Raw genomic sequence first — 15,499 nt, 5'->3', positions numbered from 1 at the left:
TTCCGCCCAAAACCAGCATAGCTCATTAATTTTTCCAATATGCGGCGGAAATCGTGCTTCACTCTCCCCAGGATCGATTACACTTACCCGGTTTCGATCCTTCCTGTGGATAAATCGGGAAGAATCTGTTGAGAAACACAAGATCTCTTTCTCAGTTTAGGCTATGATCCCCGGTCCCGATCGCGATCCACGGATCCGCAACGGGTAATAACCGCAGATAGCGGTTCGCACGTCACCCCTTTTGTGCAGGGGCTTTTCGGCTAATGCAGGGTCTTGTCGACGTGTGCCAACAATCATGATTGTTTCTGTTTTTCTTTGATATCGATTTTATGTTCGAGTGGAGTCCGCCGTGTCACTTTCGCTTTGGCAGCAGTGTCTTGCCCGATTGCAGGATGAGTTACCAGCCACAGAATTCAGCATGTGGATCCGCCCATTGCAGGCGGAACTGAGCGATAACACGCTGGCACTGTATGCGCCAAACCGTTTTGTGCTCGACTGGGTAAGGGACAAATACCTCAATAATATCAATGGACTCCTCAATGACTTTTGCGGTGCTGATGCCCCGCAGCTGCGTTTTGAGGTGGGTGCTAAGCCAGCCAGCTCGCTGCAGAAAGGAGCGGTAAGCCCGGCTGCGGCGGCCATTCCGGCGGCGCAGGTGCAGACCGCGCGCGTGGCGCCGACGATCGTGCGCCCAGGCTGGGATAATGTCCCGGCGCCAGCGGAGCCGACCTACCGCTCTAACGTTAACGTGAAACACACGTTTGATAACTTCGTCGAAGGTAAATCTAACCAGCTGGCCCGCGCGGCGGCGCGTCAGGTGGCGGATAACCCGGGCGGGGCCTACAACCCGCTGTTCCTTTATGGCGGCACCGGTCTGGGGAAAACCCACCTGTTGCACGCGGTGGGTAACGGCATTGTGGCGCGTAAGCCGAACGCCAAAGTGGTCTATATGCACTCCGAGCGTTTCGTCCAGGACATGGTCAAAGCGCTGCAAAACAACGCCATCGAAGAGTTTAAACGCTACTACCGATCCGTTGACGCCCTGCTGATCGATGACATTCAGTTCTTTGCTAATAAAGAGCGATCCCAGGAAGAGTTTTTCCACACCTTCAATGCCCTGCTGGAAGGTAATCAGCAGATCATCCTGACGTCGGATCGTTATCCAAAAGAGATCAACGGCGTAGAAGATCGTCTTAAATCCCGCTTCGGCTGGGGTCTGACGGTGGCGATCGAGCCGCCGGAGCTGGAAACCCGCGTCGCGATCCTGATGAAAAAAGCCGATGAAAACGACATTCGCCTGCCGGGCGAAGTGGCGTTCTTTATTGCCAAGCGACTGCGCTCAAACGTGCGTGAGCTGGAGGGGGCGCTGAACCGCGTTATCGCCAACGCCAACTTCACCGGCCGGGCGATCACCATCGATTTCGTGCGCGAAGCGCTGCGCGATCTGTTGGCGCTGCAGGAAAAACTGGTCACCATCGACAATATTCAAAAGACGGTGGCGGAGTACTACAAGATTAAGGTAGCGGATCTGCTGTCCAAGCGCCGCTCCCGTTCGGTGGCGCGTCCTCGCCAGATGGCGATGGCGCTGGCCAAAGAGCTGACCAACCACAGCCTGCCGGAAATCGGCGATGCGTTTGGCGGCCGCGACCATACCACCGTGCTGCACGCCTGCCGTAAGATTGAGCAGTTGCGTGAAGAAAGCCACGACATTAAAGAAGATTTTTCCAATTTAATCAGAACATTATCCTCGTGACGCTATGAAATTTACCGTAGAACGTGAACATTTATTAAAACCGCTGCAACAGGTGAGCGGTCCGTTAGGTGGTCGTCCGACGCTGCCCATTCTCGGTAACCTGCTGCTTCAGGTCGCGGACGGCGCGCTGTCGCTGACCGGTACCGATCTTGAAATGGAGATGGTGGCGCGCGTGGCGCTGGTTCAGCCGCACGAAGCGGGCGCAACGACCGTTCCGGCACGGAAATTCTTTGATATCTGCCGCGGCCTGCCGGAAGGCGCGGAGATCGCGGTTCAGCTGGAAGGCGATCGGATGCTGGTGCGTTCCGGCCGCAGCCGCTTCTCGCTGTCGACGCTGCCTGCTGCCGATTTCCCGAATCTGGATGACTGGCAGAGCGAAGTGGAATTTACCCTGCCGCAGGCGACCATGAAGCGTCTGATCGAAGCCACTCAGTTCTCGATGGCGCACCAGGATGTTCGTTACTACTTAAACGGCATGCTGTTTGAAACCGAAGGCAGCGAACTGCGCACGGTGGCCACCGATGGTCACCGCCTGGCGGTCTGTTCGATGCCGCTGGAAGCGTCGCTGCCGAACCATTCGGTGATCGTGCCGCGTAAAGGGGTGATTGAGTTGATGCGGATGCTTGACGGCGGCGATACCCCGCTGCGCGTGCAGATTGGCAGCAACAATATCCGCGCTCATGTGGGCGATTTTATCTTTACGTCGAAGCTGGTTGATGGCCGTTTCCCGGATTATCGCCGCGTATTGCCGAAAAATCCGGATAAACATCTCGATGCTGGCTGTGACATTCTCAAGCAGGCCTTCGCCCGCGCGGCAATCCTCTCGAACGAGAAATTCCGCGGCGTGCGGCTGTACGTCAGCGAAAATCAGCTGAAAATCACCGCTAACAACCCGGAGCAGGAAGAGGCGGAAGAGATTCTGGATGTGACCTACGCCGGAACGGAGATGGAGATTGGCTTCAACGTTAGCTACGTGCTGGATGTGCTCAATGCGCTGAAATGCGAGAATGTGCGCATTCTGCTGACGGATTCGGTGTCGAGCGTGCAGATTGAGGATGCGGCTTCACAATCCGCCGCCTATGTCGTCATGCCTATGAGATTGTAGTGGAAAATATCAGGCTATCTTACTTGCCATTTTCAACCTGGGCTGTGCTCGCCCCTGTCACGTACTTCGTGTACGCTCCAGGGTCTGCGCGCAGTCCGCGTTGAAACTGGCTGCGCCGATAACGCCCTGGCCCAAAGAACGCTGATATGTCACTGACGCGCTTGCTCATCAAAGACTTCCGCAATATTGAAAATGCGGATCTCGCTTTATCTCCCGGCTTTAACTTCCTGGTTGGCGCAAACGGCAGCGGTAAAACCAGCGTGCTGGAAGCTATCTATACGCTCGGTCACGGCCGGGCGTTTCGTAGTTTGCAAATTGGCCGGGTGATCCGCCACGAGCAGGAGGCTTTTGTTCTGCACGGCCGCCTGCAGGGCGAAGAGCGGGAAACCGCCATCGGCCTGACCAAAGACAAACAGGGCGACAGCAAGGTGCGCATCGACGGCACCGACGGCCACAAAGTGGCGGAACTGGCGCACCTGATGCCGATGCAGCTGATTACGCCGGAGGGGTTTACTTTACTCAACGGCGGCCCCAAATACAGAAGAGCATTCCTCGATTGGGGATGTTTTCACAACGAAGCCGGATTCTTCACCGCCTGGAGCAACCTGAAGCGCCTGGTCAAGCAGCGCAACGCCGCGCTACGCCAGGTGAGCCGCTATGCCCAGCTGCGGCCGTGGGATCTGGAATTAATCCCGCTGGCGGAGCAGATCAGCCGCTGGCGTGCCGAATACAGCGCCGCTATTGTCGAAGACATGGCGGATACCTGTCAGCAATTTTTACCGGAATTCACCCTCACCTTCTCTTTCCAGCGCGGCTGGGAAAAAGAAACGGACTACGCCGAGGTGCTGGAGCGGAATTTCGAACGCGACAGAATGTTAACCTACACCGCCCACGGCCCGCATAAAGCGGATTTCCGTATTCGCGCCGACGGGGCGCCGGTGGAAGATACCTTGTCGCGCGGGCAGCTTAAGCTGCTGATGTGCGCCCTGCGTCTGGCGCAAGGTGAGTTCCTCACCCGCGTCAGCGGGCGGCGCTGCCTGTACCTGATAGATGATTTTGCCTCGGAACTTGATGATGCCCGCCGCGGTCTGTTATCCAGCCGCCTGAAAGCGACGCAGTCGCAGGTTTTCGTCAGCGCGATCAGCGCTGAACACGTTATGGACATGTCGGACAAAAATTCGAAGATGTTCCGCGTGGAAAAAGGTAAAATAACGGATTAACCCAAGATTAAATGAGCGAGAAACGTTGATGTCGAATTCTTATGACTCCTCCAGTATCAAAGTCCTGAAAGGGCTGGATGCGGTGCGTAAGCGCCCGGGTATGTATATCGGCGACACGGATGACGGCACCGGTCTGCACCACATGGTATTCGAGGTTGTGGATAACGCTATCGACGAAGCGCTCGCGGGTTACTGCAAAGATATCGTTGTCACCATCCACAGCGATAACTCCGTCTCCGTACAGGATGACGGTCGCGGCATCCCAACCGGCATTCACCCGGAAGAGGGCGTCTCCGCAGCGGAAGTTATCATGACCGTCCTGCACGCCGGCGGTAAATTTGATGATAACTCCTATAAAGTGTCCGGCGGTTTGCACGGCGTAGGCGTCTCGGTGGTTAACGCCCTGTCGCAGAAGCTGGAGCTGGTTATCCAGCGCGATAACAAAGTCCACAAACAGATTTATGTGCACGGTGTACCGCAGGCGCCGCTGGCGGTGACCGGCGAGACCGATAAAACCGGCACCATGGTGCGTTTCTGGCCGAGCCATGAAACCTTCACCAACGTTACTGAATTCGAATATGACATCCTGGCGAAACGTCTGCGCGAGCTGTCGTTCCTGAACTCAGGGGTCTCTATCCGCCTGCGCGATAAGCGCGACGGCAAAGAAGATCATTTCCACTACGAAGGCGGCATCAAGGCGTTCGTTGAGTATCTCAACAAGAACAAAACGCCGATCCATCCGAATATCTTCTATTTCTCCACCGAAAAAGACGGTATCGGCGTGGAAGTGGCGCTGCAGTGGAACGACGGTTTCCAGGAAAACATCTACTGCTTTACCAACAACATTCCGCAGCGTGACGGCGGTACTCACCTGGCGGGCTTCCGCGCGGCGATGACCCGTACCCTCAACGCCTACATGGATAAAGAAGGCTACAGCAAAAAAGCGAAAGTCAGCGCCACCGGCGACGACGCGCGTGAAGGTCTGATCGCCGTGGTATCGGTGAAAGTGCCGGATCCGAAATTCTCCTCACAGACCAAAGACAAGCTGGTCTCCTCTGAGGTGAAGTCTGCGGTAGAACAGCAGATGAACGAACTGCTGAGCGAATACCTGCTGGAAAACCCATCCGATGCCAAAATCGTGGTCGGCAAAATTATTGACGCCGCGCGCGCCCGTGAGGCCGCACGTCGCGCCCGTGAAATGACCCGCCGTAAAGGCGCGCTGGATCTGGCAGGCCTGCCGGGCAAACTGGCGGATTGCCAGGAACGCGACCCGGCGCTGTCTGAACTGTACCTCGTGGAAGGGGACTCCGCGGGCGGCTCTGCTAAACAGGGTCGTAACCGTAAGAACCAGGCGATCCTGCCGCTGAAGGGTAAAATCCTCAACGTTGAGAAAGCCCGCTTCGATAAAATGCTCTCTTCCCAGGAAGTGGCGACGCTGATCACCGCCCTTGGCTGCGGCATCGGCCGCGATGAGTACAACCCGGATAAACTGCGCTATCACAGCATCATCATCATGACCGATGCGGACGTCGACGGCTCGCACATTCGTACCCTGCTGTTGACCTTCTTCTACCGTCAGATGCCGGAAATCGTCGAACGCGGCCATGTCTACATTGCCCAGCCGCCGCTGTACAAAGTGAAGAAAGGCAAGCAGGAACAGTACATTAAAGACGACGAAGCGATGGATCAGTATCAGATCGCTATCGCTCTTGACGGTGCGACCCTGCATACCAATGCCAATGCGCCGGCGCTGGCGGGCGAACCGCTGGAAAAACTGGTTGCCGAGTTCAACGCCACCCAGAAAATGATTGGCCGCATGGAGCGCCGCTTCCCGAAAGCGATGCTGAAAGAGCTTATCTATCAGCCGACCCTGACCGAGGCCGATCTGGCTGACGAGCAGAAGGTAACCCGCTGGGTGAACACCCTGGTTTCCGAGCTGAATGAGAAAGAGCAGCACGGCAGCCAGTGGAAATTTGATGTCCGCGAGAACGGTGAATTGCAGCAGTTTGAGCCGATTATCCGCGTCCGTACCCACGGGGTGGATACCGACTATCCGCTGGATAACGAGTTCATCATGGGGCCGGAATATCGCCGTATCTGCACCCTGGGCGAGAAACTGCGCGGCCTGATGGAAGAAGATGCCTACATCGAGCGCGGCGAACGCCGTCAGCCGGTAGCCAGCTTCGAGCAGGCCCTCGACTGGCTGGTGAAGGAGTCCCGTCGCGGTCTCTCCATCCAGCGCTATAAAGGTCTGGGCGAGATGAACCCGGATCAGCTGTGGGAAACCACCATGGATCCGGACAGCCGCCGCATGCTGCGCGTAACCGTTAAGGATGCGATCGCTGCCGACCAGCTGTTCACCACCCTGATGGGCGATGCCGTTGAGCCGCGTCGCGCCTTTATCGAAGAGAACGCCCTGAAAGCGGCGAATATCGATATTTAAGTCGCGTATTTCCCGGTAACGCGTTTTACCGGGGCAACAGGATGTATAAGCCCGGTCGCATCGCGTGACCGGGCTTTTTTTTGCTGCTAAAAGGGGATTCTTCGCTCCCGCTTCCATCCCCCTTTCTGCCCGACACTTTTACTGTTTTTTGAGCGGAATCGCGTTAGCATGAGGGAAGACTCATCTTACCCGGGGATCCTATGGCTATTAAACTGATTGCAATCGATATGGACGGCACGCTGCTGCTGCCAGACCATACCATCTCTCCTGCGGTGAAAGCCGCCATTGCCGCGGCGCGCGAGCGGGGTGTCAACGTGGTGCTGACCACCGGTCGCCCTTACGCTGGCGTCCACAGCTATCTGAAAGAGCTGCATATGGAGCAGCCGGGTGATTACTGCATTACCTACAATGGCGCGCTGGTGCAGAAGGCCGGTGACGGCAGTACCGTTGCGCAAACCGCGCTAAGCTATGACGACTATCGTTTCCTCGAGCAGCTCTCCCGCGAGGTTGGCTCTCACTTCCACGCGCTCGATCGCAACACGCTCTACACCGCGAACCGCGATATCAGCTACTACACCGTCCACGAATCCTACGTGGCGACCATCCCGCTGGTGTTCTGTGAAGCGGAAAAAATGGACCCTGAGATCCAGCTGCTGAAGGTGATGATGATCGATGAGCCGGCGATCCTGGATAAGGCCATCGCCCGTATCCCGGCGGAAGTGAAAGAGAAGTACACCGTGCTGAAAAGTGCGCCGTACTTCCTCGAAATTCTGGATAAACGCGTCAATAAAGGCACTGGCGTGAAGTCCCTGGCCGATGCGCTGGGTATCAAACCGGAAGAGATTATGGCGATTGGCGATCAGGAAAATGATATCGCGATGATTGAGTTTGCCGGCGTCGGCGTGGCGATGGATAACGCCATTCCCGCGGTCAAAGAAGCGGCGAACTTCATCACCAAATCTAACCTCGAAGATGGCGTCGCCTTCGCCATTGAAAAATACGTTTTAGCGTAAGCGTTCTTCAGGCCCGGCGTTGTCCGGGCCGATCTTCTCTTTTTTCATGAACAGATGTTAATCCGCATTTAAATCCCTTATTCCGTACAGGGGATTCTATAAGCTACCCGCCCTCTTTTTCGCAATGCTTCACTAACATCATAATTTTCATGAATATATACCACCGTTTGATGTTGGTTGCGCTGCCATTCGCCTTTGTACAGATTTGCGTGGCCGCGGAACCAACGGCGCCGCTTGAGCCGGTATACGCCTATCACGGCGCAGAACCGGCGGATCTGCCTGCGCCGGTCAAAACCGAGACTGCAGTAGCGGAACCAACCGCGATATTGCCTTTTTTAGGCGATGAGGCCAGAAAGCGCGGCTACGTCCTGCCGCTGCCGTTCGGCGTCAGCATGAACTATATGGATATGCGGCAGAATATTAATGTCAACAGCATTAACTTCACCGGGCTGTCGCTGGATGGCCGTAACATCGATTGCGGTAAGGATCCTGTCTGCAAACACGCCGTGAATAACATTTTCGCTAATGGGCCGGTCTCGCTGGATAACGCCTTCCAGATTGGCGTCGGTAATACGCGGGAAAGCAGCAAAACCGAGACGCTTAAGCTGGATGCCTGGCTGCTGCCATTTATGAACGTTTATGGCCTCGTCGGACACACCGAAGGACATTCGATTTCGCAGATTGCCGTCGGCCTGAAGGGGCCGAATGGTAAAGTGGTCCCCCTGCCGGGGATGCAGGATCTCGACTTTCGCCTCGATTTTAAAGGCGCCACCTACGGGATGGGCACCACCCTGGTGGGCGGCGTCGGCAACTGGTTTACCGTGCTGGACGCCAACTACACGCAAACGCGCTTTGATATCCTCGACGGCAGTATCGACGCGTTTACCTTTTCGCCACGCGTAGGCTATCGTTTCACTACGCCATCGGTCGATACGCTGCATCTCCCCGCCGGAAAGCTGAACCTGTGGGTCGGCAGCATGTATCAGGACGTACAGCAGGAGTTTAAGGGCAGTCTCAACGATCTCTCAATGCCGTCGCCGATGCTGCAAAATATGGTCAATCTGGCCAATCAGGACAATAACGGCCGCTTCGATGTGAAACAGCATTTACAGTCGCCGTGGAACGTACTGGTGGGCGCGCAGTACGAGCTGACGCAGCATTTCAATATTACTACCGAGTTTGGCTTTGCCGAACGTAACAGTTTTTTTATCGCCGGTGAGTATCGCTTTTGAGCCGACTGTTTATCCTTTTTCTGCTGCTGTTAACCTACCCGATCTGCAGCCAGGCCGAGACGCTCAGCCGCGAGAAAATCGACGGCTGGCTGCAGCATCTCGGCGCCAGCGATAAGTTCGACGCCAGCAAAGGCATCGACTGGGGCGTGATGCCCGGTCCGTTCTATACGCCGGAGCTGGGGCTGGGCATCGGCACCGCGGTCGTCGGCATGTATCGCCCCGATCCGCAGGATACCACCAGCCAGAATTCCACCCTGACGCTCAGCGGCTACGCCAGCTCCACCGGCGCGTTTGGCCTCAGCGTGAAAAACTACGCCTTTTTCGACAACGATCTGTGGCGCGTATTTGTTGAAGGGTCGATGGCCAATACCCCGACTTACTACTGGGGGCAGGGTTTTCACGCCGGAGATAAAGACAACGAGAAGGAAAAATATACCGCCCAGGTGCTGACCCTGCGCCCGACAATCTACCGGCAACTGATCGACAATGTTTATCTCGGCGCGGGGTGGTCGCTGGCGGCGCAGAATGCCGATGAGATGGACCACGACGATTTACCGAAAATAGAAAGTACCCCACAGGGACCGTCGGTATTCAGCTCTGGCGCCAGCATCGATATCAACTGGGACGATCGCGACTTTGTCCCCAACCCGCGCCGGGGCCAGTATGCCAACTTCCGCTACACCCATTACGCCCCCGGGTTAGGCAGCGATACCCGTTTTGATGAATTTCAGCTGCACTATAGCCATTATCATGCCCTGAGCGAGAAAAGCGTGCTCGCCTGGGAGGCCGATGGCGCCTTCACCCAAGGGGATGTACCGTGGAGCATGATGCCCCTGCTGGGCAGCGACGAGCGGATGCGCGGCTACTATCAGGGGCGCTACCGGGATAAAAACGTCGTTAGCAGCCAACTGGAATACCGTCGGCAGCTCACCTGGCGGCACGGGATTGTGGCCTGGGTCGGGGCGGGAACCATGGGGCCGTCGCTGTCATCGCTGAACAATGGCCGCTGGCTGCCTACTGGCGGCGTTGGCTATCGTTTCGAGTTCAAGCCGCGGGTCAATATCCGTCTTGATTACGGCATCGGCAAAGGCAGCAGCGGGTTCTATTTCCAGGTTGGAGAAGCGTTTTAAGCACATTGTCGGGCATTCAACCCCGCGCGGATTGCGGTATGCTAACGCCACTCTTATATCGGCCAGGTCAGCACGCCATGAAACAAGTTACCTTTGCCCCTCGCAACCACCAGCTCACTAACACCCGCACCTGGACCCCCGACAGCCAGTGGCTGGTGTTCGACGTCCGCCCGTCCGGCGCGTCGTTCACCGGTGAAACCATTGAGCGAGTGAACGTAAACAGCGGTACTGTGGAGACCGTCTATCATGCCACGCAAGGCGCGCGCGTTGGCGTGGTGACCGTGCATCCAACCCAGGAGCGCTATGTGTTTATTCATGGCCCCGAGCAGCCGGATGCGCAGTGGCAGTATGATTTTCATCATCGCCGCGGGGTGGTGGCCTTTCAGGGAGCCGTCGAGAATCTGGACGCCATGGACATTACCGCCCCTTACACGCCCGGCGCGCTGCGCGGCGGCAGCCACGTCCATGTCTATAGCCCCAACGGTCAGTTCGTCAGCTTTACCTATAACGACCACGTGCTGCACGAGCGCGACCCGGCGCTGGACTTGCGCAACGTCGGCGTGGCGGCGCCATATGGGCCGGTGACGCCGCAGGGAAAGCATCCGCGCGAATATAGCGGCAGCCACTGGTGCGTGCTGGTAAGCCGCACGACACCGACTCCCGTGCCGGGCAGCGATGAGATTAATCGCGCCTATGAAGAGGGCTGGGTCGGGAACCATGCGCTGGCGTTTATTGGCGATACCCTGGCGGAAAATGGCGATAAAGTGCCTGAGCTGTTTATTGTCGATCTGCCGCAGGATGAAGCCGGCTGGAAGCAGCCTGGCGGGGCGCCGCTGGCCGGTACCGCAACCACAATGCCGGCGCCGCCGGCGGGCGTCAGTCAGCGTCGTTTGACCTTCACCCACCATCGCCGCTACCCGGGACTGGTGAACGTCCCGCGCCACTGGGTGCGCGCCAATCCCCAGGCGACGGCGATAGCCTTTCTGATGTGCGATGACGCCGGCGTGGTGCAGCTGTGGCTTATTTCACCGCAGGGGGGCGAGCCGCGTCAGTTGACGTATCATGCGTCGGGTATCCAGTCGGCGTTTAACTGGCATCCATCAGGAGAGTGGCTGGGCTTTGTGCTGGAGGATCGGATTGCCTGCTGCCATGCCGGCACAGGCGATATCACCTTTTTAACCAAGGTGCATGCGCATGCGCCCTCGGCTGATGCGATCGTCTTTTCGCCAGACGGTAAACAGATTGCCTGGATGGAGGAGGTGGACGGTTATCGCCAGCTGTGGGTCACACAGACCGGACGATAACTTACTGGGCAGGCATCGGCGCTGGCGGTATCACCGAGTTGGTCGCCAGCGTGGCCTTCTCGCTTTTTTCGACCCGTGATTTGATTGAGCTGTCGGTGCGGAACATATCCCACGGCAGCAGCAGGGTATCCATGACGGCGGTGAACGGCATGTCCAGCGCCACCAGTGATTTCACACCCCAGTTGGTATCGCTGTCTCCCAGCGTTTGCGCACTGGATCGCGTGCCCGGATAGGTTCCCTCTTTGCCACCGGTATGTGACATTACGCTGGAGCAACCGCTCAGGCTTATTATCCCGCTGAACAGGACCAGCTTTAACAGTCGTCTGCTTTTCATTGTTCTTCCATCGTCGTTTCGGGCGTTGAGATAACCTTCCAGCGGTTATATCGGGCCAACCCGTGAATGCATAGCGTTATTGCGCCGCACTGTGGCGGGCATCGCACTTTGCTTTTTGTGCTCCTCCCCCCAGTCTAAGCAATCATCGGCAAACTGCAAAAAAATTCGCCCTCAATCCCTTGAAAAGCACGGGGAGAAACCCATTTTATAGGTGTAACCCACTGAGAATACGCCTGAGGGGTATTCCGGATTACCGCGGCCTGTCCACGATGGAAGGTCATTTGATTCTCGCTGATTTTCAGGAGCTATTTACTATGCGTAACTTCGATCTTTCCCCGCTATATCGTTCAGCCATTGGTTTCGACCGCCTGTTCAACCTGCTGGAAAACAATCAAAGCCAGAGCAACGGCGGCTACCCTCCGTATAACGTCGAGCTGGTAGACGAAAACCACTATCGCATCGCTATCGCGGTGGCTGGCTTTGCTGAAAGCGAGCTGGAGATCACGGCCCAGGACAATCTGCTGATCGTCAAAGGCGCCCACGCCGCCGAGCAGAAAGAGCGGACCTACCTGTATCAGGGGATCGCCGAGCGCAACTTCGAGCGCAAATTCCAGCTGGCGGAAAATATTCACGTCCGCGGCGCCAACCTGGTGAACGGCCTGCTGTATATCGATCTGGAACGCGTGATCCCGGAAGCGAACAAGCCGCGCCGCATCGAAATCAACTAATTGTCCGTTTCAGGCCGCGTGGCGGCCTGATGTCACAACCTGCTCGCCGTCAGGGAGCAGATGCGAATTTACAGAATTCGCAGGTATTCACTCGCTTCTTAGAAGGAGAAAACACTATGCGTAACTACGATTTATCCCCCCTGCTGCGTCAATGGATCGGTTTTGACAAACTGGCCAACGCCCTGCAAACCGCCGGTGAAAGCCAGAGCTTCCCGCCCTATAACATCGAAAAAAGCGACGATAACCACTATCGCATTACCCTTGCGCTGGCCGGTTTCCGTCAGGAAGATTTGGATATTCAACTGGAAGGCACCCGTCTGGTGGTGAAAGGCACGCCGCAGCAGCCGGAAAAAGAGACCACATGGCTGCACCAGGGGCTGGTGAGCCAGGCCTTCAGCCTGAGCTTCACCCTCGCCGACAACATGGAGGTCTCTGGCGCGACCTTCACCAATGGCCTGCTGCATATCGATCTGACCCGCAATGAGCCTGAGCAGATTGCCCCGCAGCGTATCGCCATCAGCGAACGACCGGCGCTAAATAGCTAATAAAGTAACCTACTGATAAGGCCCCGTTTTTCGGGGCTTTTTTGTGCCGGTCTGTTTGCTGGTATTGTGCGCCAGGCGGCATACAACCCGTCTGGCAGCGGTCATAATCCCTGTAGTTAATGGTGTTATTCACAGGGACGATACCATGAGTGAGATAGCATTGACGGTCAGCGTGCTGGCGCTGGTGGCGGTAGTGGGGTTGTGGATCGGCAATGTCAAAATCCGCGGCGTCGGCTTTGGCATTGGCGGTGTCCTGTTTGGCGGGATTATTGTCGGCCACTTTGTCGATCAGGCGGGTGTCGCCCTCAGCAGCCCGATGCTGCATTTTATTCAGGAATTCGGCTTGATCCTGTTCGTCTACACCATCGGTATTCAGGTGGGGCCGGGCTTTTTCGCCTCGCTGCGGGTCTCAGGCCTGCGGCTCAATCTGTTCGCTATCCTTATTGTTATCCTCGGCGGCCTGGTGACCGCGGTGCTGCATAAACTGTTCGATATTCCTCTCCCGGTGGTGCTCGGTATCTTCTCCGGTGCGGTGACCAACACGCCAGCGCTGGGGGCCGGGCAGCAAATTCTCCGCGATCTCGGCGTACCGTTCGAGGTGGTCGATCAGATGGGGATGAGTTACGCGATGGCGTATCCGTTCGGCATCTGCGGCATTCTGCTGACCATGTGGCTGGTGCGCCTGTTCTTCCGAATCAATGTGGAGAAAGAGGCCCAGCGGTTTGAGGAGAGCAGCGGCAACGGCCACGCTCATTTGCACACCATTAACGTGCGGGTGGAGAACCCCAACCTCAACCAGATGGCGATTCAGGATGTGCCGATGCTCAATAGCGACAACATCGTCTGTTCGCGGCTGAAGCGCGGTGAGCTGTTGATGGTACCTGCGCCGGGCACCCTTATTCAGGCGGGCGACCTGTTGCACCTGGTGGGGCGACCGGAGGATCTGCACAATGCGCAGCTGGTGATTGGCCAGGAGGTGGCCACCTCGCTGTCGACGCGCGGCACCGATCTGAAAGTCGAGCGGGTGGTGGTCACTAACGAAAAAGTGCTGGGGAAGAAAATACGCGATCTGCACGTCAAACAGCGCTATGACGTGGTGATCTCCCGGCTGAATCGCGCTGGCGTCGAGCTGGTGGCCAGCAGCAGCGCCAGCCTGCAGTTTGGTGACATCCTCAACCTGGTCGGTCGTCAGGAGGCGATTGACGCCGTGGCCGCCGAACTGGGTAACGCTCAGCAGAAGCTGCAGCAGGTCCAGATGCTGCCGGTGTTTATCGGCATCGGACTCGGGGTACTGCTGGGGTCTATCCCGTTGTTTATTCCCGGCTTTCCTGCCGCACTGAAGCTGGGGCTGGCCGGTGGGCCGCTGATTATGGCGCTGATCCTCGGGCGTATCGGCAGCATCGGCAAGCTGTACTGGTTTATGCCGCCGAGCGCCAACCTGGCGCTGCGCGAGCTGGGGATCGTGCTGTTTCTGGCGGTGGTCGGGCTAAAATCGGGGGGCGACTTTGTCGCCACTCTGACCCAGGGCGAGGGCCTGAGCTGGATCGCCTACGGCATTTTCATCACCGCCATTCCGCTGCTAACGGTAGGCATTCTCGCGCGCATGCTGGCGAAAATGAACTATCTGACGCTGTGCGGCATGCTGGCCGGCTCCATGACTGACCCACCGGCGCTGGCCTTCGCCAACAATCTGCACGCCACCAGCGGCGCGGCGGCGCTCTCTTACGCCACCGTCTATCCGCTGGTGATGTTCCTGCGGATTATCACCCCGCAGCTACTCGCCGTGCTGTTCTGGGGGCTGAGCTAGCGGGCTTTGCGCCTGGACGCGGCGCAGGTGGTAATCCACCTGATACTCGCTGGCGTTGCGGAACATGACGGAATAGTTAAGAAACTCGCCGCTGTCGCTGTAGGAAAGGGAGGTAATACGCAGCAGCGGCGTCTGCTCAGGGACATTCATTGAGCGCGCCAGCTGCTTGTCCGCCAGCACTGGCGTCAGCGTTTCATAATTCCCGCTGATGATGATCCCGCACTCCTTCTCAATATAATCAAATTTCGAACCCTCCAGATGGCTCAGCGACAGGTTGCGGAACAGCTTCACTGGCATATAGCTATCCTCCAGCATCAGCGGCTTACCATCGACGTAGCGCACCCGCCGTGAGAAGTAGATCCGTTCATCAATTTTAATCCGCAGCAGGCTGGCGATGGCCGGCGGAGCAGGCATCACCTCGAAGGCCAGCACCTGACTCACCACCTCTTTACCCTGCTTGCGCAGCACTTCCGCCAGGCCAGTGAGATTGCTGGTTTCATGATGGACGTCCTTACGCGCCACGAACGTCCCCGAGCCGTGGCGACGCACAACCAATCCCCAGTCCACCAGCAGGTCGATGGCTTTGCGGATAGTCATGCGCGCCACCCCGAACTCCTCGGCCAGTTTTTTCTCTCCCGGTAGCGGGCTACCGATGGCGAAGTCGGCGGAATTCAGCCGCAGCCGCAGGCGGTCAGCAATGGATTTGTAGATCACCAGTAGTCCTCTTGTGCAGGAAAGTGGAATGTCGCTGTCTTCTCTTTTCGTTAAAAAAATAGATTTATTACAAGTAATTAATACTCATTCATTTCGTTAATTCCACTGTCTGACTTATCGATGTCTAACTTTGGTTATCGAAGTAGACGACTTTGGCCAAATTAAAACCAT

At 57.0% G+C, this 15,499-nt stretch carries 13 protein-coding genes and 1 other annotated feature; of the genes, 11 read left to right on the top strand and 2 right to left on the bottom strand.

All coding sequences use genetic code 11. The features are described 5' to 3' along the window. Nucleotides 1-349: 349 nt before the first annotated feature. The 8 genes from dnaA (at nt 350) to A1WC_RS01050 (ending at nt 11,200) form a co-directional block, all read left to right on the top strand. Entirely contained in the window at nt 350-1,753 is a 1,404-nt protein-coding gene (gene dnaA, locus A1WC_RS01015) for a chromosomal replication initiator protein DnaA (protein ID WP_012540254.1), read from the top strand. 4 nt (nt 1,754-1,757) lie between these two features. Next, nucleotides 1,758-2,858 (top strand): DNA polymerase III subunit beta, encoded by a 1,101-nt coding sequence (dnaN, locus tag A1WC_RS01020; RefSeq protein ID WP_008806743.1) that lies wholly within the window; start codon nt 1,758-1,760, stop codon nt 2,856-2,858. A gap of 146 nt (nt 2,859-3,004) precedes the next feature. After that, on the top strand, nt 3,005-4,078 hold the full coding sequence (gene recF, locus A1WC_RS01025; protein ID WP_012967007.1) for a DNA replication/repair protein RecF: 1,074 nt from the start codon (nt 3,005-3,007) through the stop codon (nt 4,076-4,078). 28 nt (nt 4,079-4,106) lie between these two features. After that, nucleotides 4,107-6,521 (top strand): DNA topoisomerase (ATP-hydrolyzing) subunit B, encoded by a 2,415-nt coding sequence (gene gyrB / locus A1WC_RS01030; protein WP_012967008.1) that lies wholly within the window; start codon nt 4,107-4,109, stop codon nt 6,519-6,521. A gap of 200 nt (nt 6,522-6,721) precedes the next feature. Then, on the top strand, nt 6,722-7,534 hold the full coding sequence (yidA, locus tag A1WC_RS01035; protein WP_008806746.1) for a sugar-phosphatase: 813 nt from the start codon (nt 6,722-6,724) through the stop codon (nt 7,532-7,534). A 149-nt stretch (nt 7,535-7,683) separates the two neighbouring features. Then, nucleotides 7,684-8,766, top strand: a complete 1,083-nt coding sequence (locus A1WC_RS01040; RefSeq protein ID WP_077249697.1) for a hypothetical protein — start codon at nt 7,684-7,686, stop codon at nt 8,764-8,766. Continuing rightward, nucleotides 8,763-9,896, top strand: coding sequence for a BamA/TamA family outer membrane protein (locus A1WC_RS01045; RefSeq protein ID WP_008806748.1), 1,134 nt, complete (start codon nt 8,763-8,765; stop codon nt 9,894-9,896). Before A1WC_RS01040 ends, A1WC_RS01045 begins: the two co-directional genes overlap by 4 nt. A 77-nt stretch (nt 9,897-9,973) precedes the next feature. Further along, nucleotides 9,974-11,200 (top strand): DUF3748 domain-containing protein, encoded by a 1,227-nt coding sequence (locus tag A1WC_RS01050; protein WP_016162020.1) that lies wholly within the window; start codon nt 9,974-9,976, stop codon nt 11,198-11,200. Between the two features lies 1 nt (nt 11,201). On the opposite strand, the gene A1WC_RS01055 is transcribed toward A1WC_RS01050, so the two are convergent. After that, nucleotides 11,202-11,534: a YceK/YidQ family lipoprotein gene (locus A1WC_RS01055; protein WP_004151524.1), complete on the bottom strand. Its 333-nt coding sequence runs from the start codon at nt 11,532-11,534 to the stop codon at nt 11,202-11,204. A 245-nt stretch (nt 11,535-11,779) separates the two neighbouring features. Beyond that, nucleotides 11,780-11,855 (top strand) — a sequence feature (ROSE (Repression Of Heat Shock gene Expression) occurs in the 5'-region of heat shock genes and acts as an RNA thermometer to modulate expression.). Here A1WC_RS01055 and ibpA point away from each other — a divergent pair. The 3 genes from ibpA to A1WC_RS01070 all read left to right on the top strand — a co-directional run bounded on the left by ibpA (nt 11,849) and on the right by A1WC_RS01070 (nt 14,614). After that, nucleotides 11,849-12,262, top strand: coding sequence for a small heat shock chaperone IbpA (gene ibpA, locus A1WC_RS01060; protein ID WP_004151523.1), 414 nt, complete (start codon nt 11,849-11,851; stop codon nt 12,260-12,262). It overlaps the preceding feature by 7 nt. A gap of 116 nt (nt 12,263-12,378) precedes the next feature. Then, the gene (gene ibpB / locus A1WC_RS01065) at nt 12,379-12,807 is read left to right on the top strand and encodes a small heat shock chaperone IbpB (RefSeq protein ID WP_008806750.1); all 429 of its coding nucleotides are present in this window, start codon (nt 12,379-12,381) and stop codon (nt 12,805-12,807) included. Nucleotides 12,808-12,952: 145 nt separating this feature from the next. Next, a complete protein-coding gene (locus tag A1WC_RS01070; RefSeq protein WP_012540259.1) occupies nt 12,953-14,614 on the top strand; it encodes a putative transporter in 1,662 nt (553 codons plus the stop codon). Here the strand turns inward: A1WC_RS01070 and A1WC_RS01075 are convergent. Next, nucleotides 14,582-15,328, bottom strand: coding sequence for a GntR family transcriptional regulator (locus A1WC_RS01075; RefSeq protein ID WP_008806752.1), 747 nt, complete (start codon nt 15,326-15,328; stop codon nt 14,582-14,584). The genes A1WC_RS01070 and A1WC_RS01075 overlap by 33 nt on opposite strands. Nucleotides 15,329-15,499: the final 171 nt, after the last annotated feature.

The sequence above is a fragment of the Klebsiella sp. KTE92 genome (assembly GCF_000398905.1).
GTDB lineage: Bacteria > Pseudomonadota > Gammaproteobacteria > Enterobacterales > Enterobacteriaceae > Klebsiella > Klebsiella variicola.
Note: the sequence above shows the minus strand (reverse complement) of the source record. Positions and strands in the feature narration are given on the sequence as shown.

Coding starts and splice junctions, on each gene's coding strand:
- dnaN (WP_008806743.1), top strand. CDS start 1,758: ATGAAATTTACCGTAGAACGTGAACATTTATTAAAACCGCTGCAACAG.
- recF (WP_012967007.1), top strand. CDS start 3,005: ATGTCACTGACGCGCTTGCTCATCAAAGACTTCCGCAATATTGAAAAT.
- gyrB (WP_012967008.1), top strand. CDS start 4,107: ATGTCGAATTCTTATGACTCCTCCAGTATCAAAGTCCTGAAAGGGCTG.
- yidA (WP_008806746.1), top strand. CDS start 6,722: ATGGCTATTAAACTGATTGCAATCGATATGGACGGCACGCTGCTGCTG.
- A1WC_RS01040 (WP_077249697.1), top strand. CDS start 7,684: ATGAATATATACCACCGTTTGATGTTGGTTGCGCTGCCATTCGCCTTT.
- A1WC_RS01050 (WP_016162020.1), top strand. CDS start 9,974: ATGAAACAAGTTACCTTTGCCCCTCGCAACCACCAGCTCACTAACACC.
- A1WC_RS01055 (WP_004151524.1), bottom strand. CDS start 11,534: ATGAAAAGCAGACGACTGTTAAAGCTGGTCCTGTTCAGCGGGATAATA.
- ibpA (WP_004151523.1), top strand. CDS start 11,849: ATGCGTAACTTCGATCTTTCCCCGCTATATCGTTCAGCCATTGGTTTC.
- ibpB (WP_008806750.1), top strand. CDS start 12,379: ATGCGTAACTACGATTTATCCCCCCTGCTGCGTCAATGGATCGGTTTT.
- A1WC_RS01070 (WP_012540259.1), top strand. CDS start 12,953: ATGAGTGAGATAGCATTGACGGTCAGCGTGCTGGCGCTGGTGGCGGTA.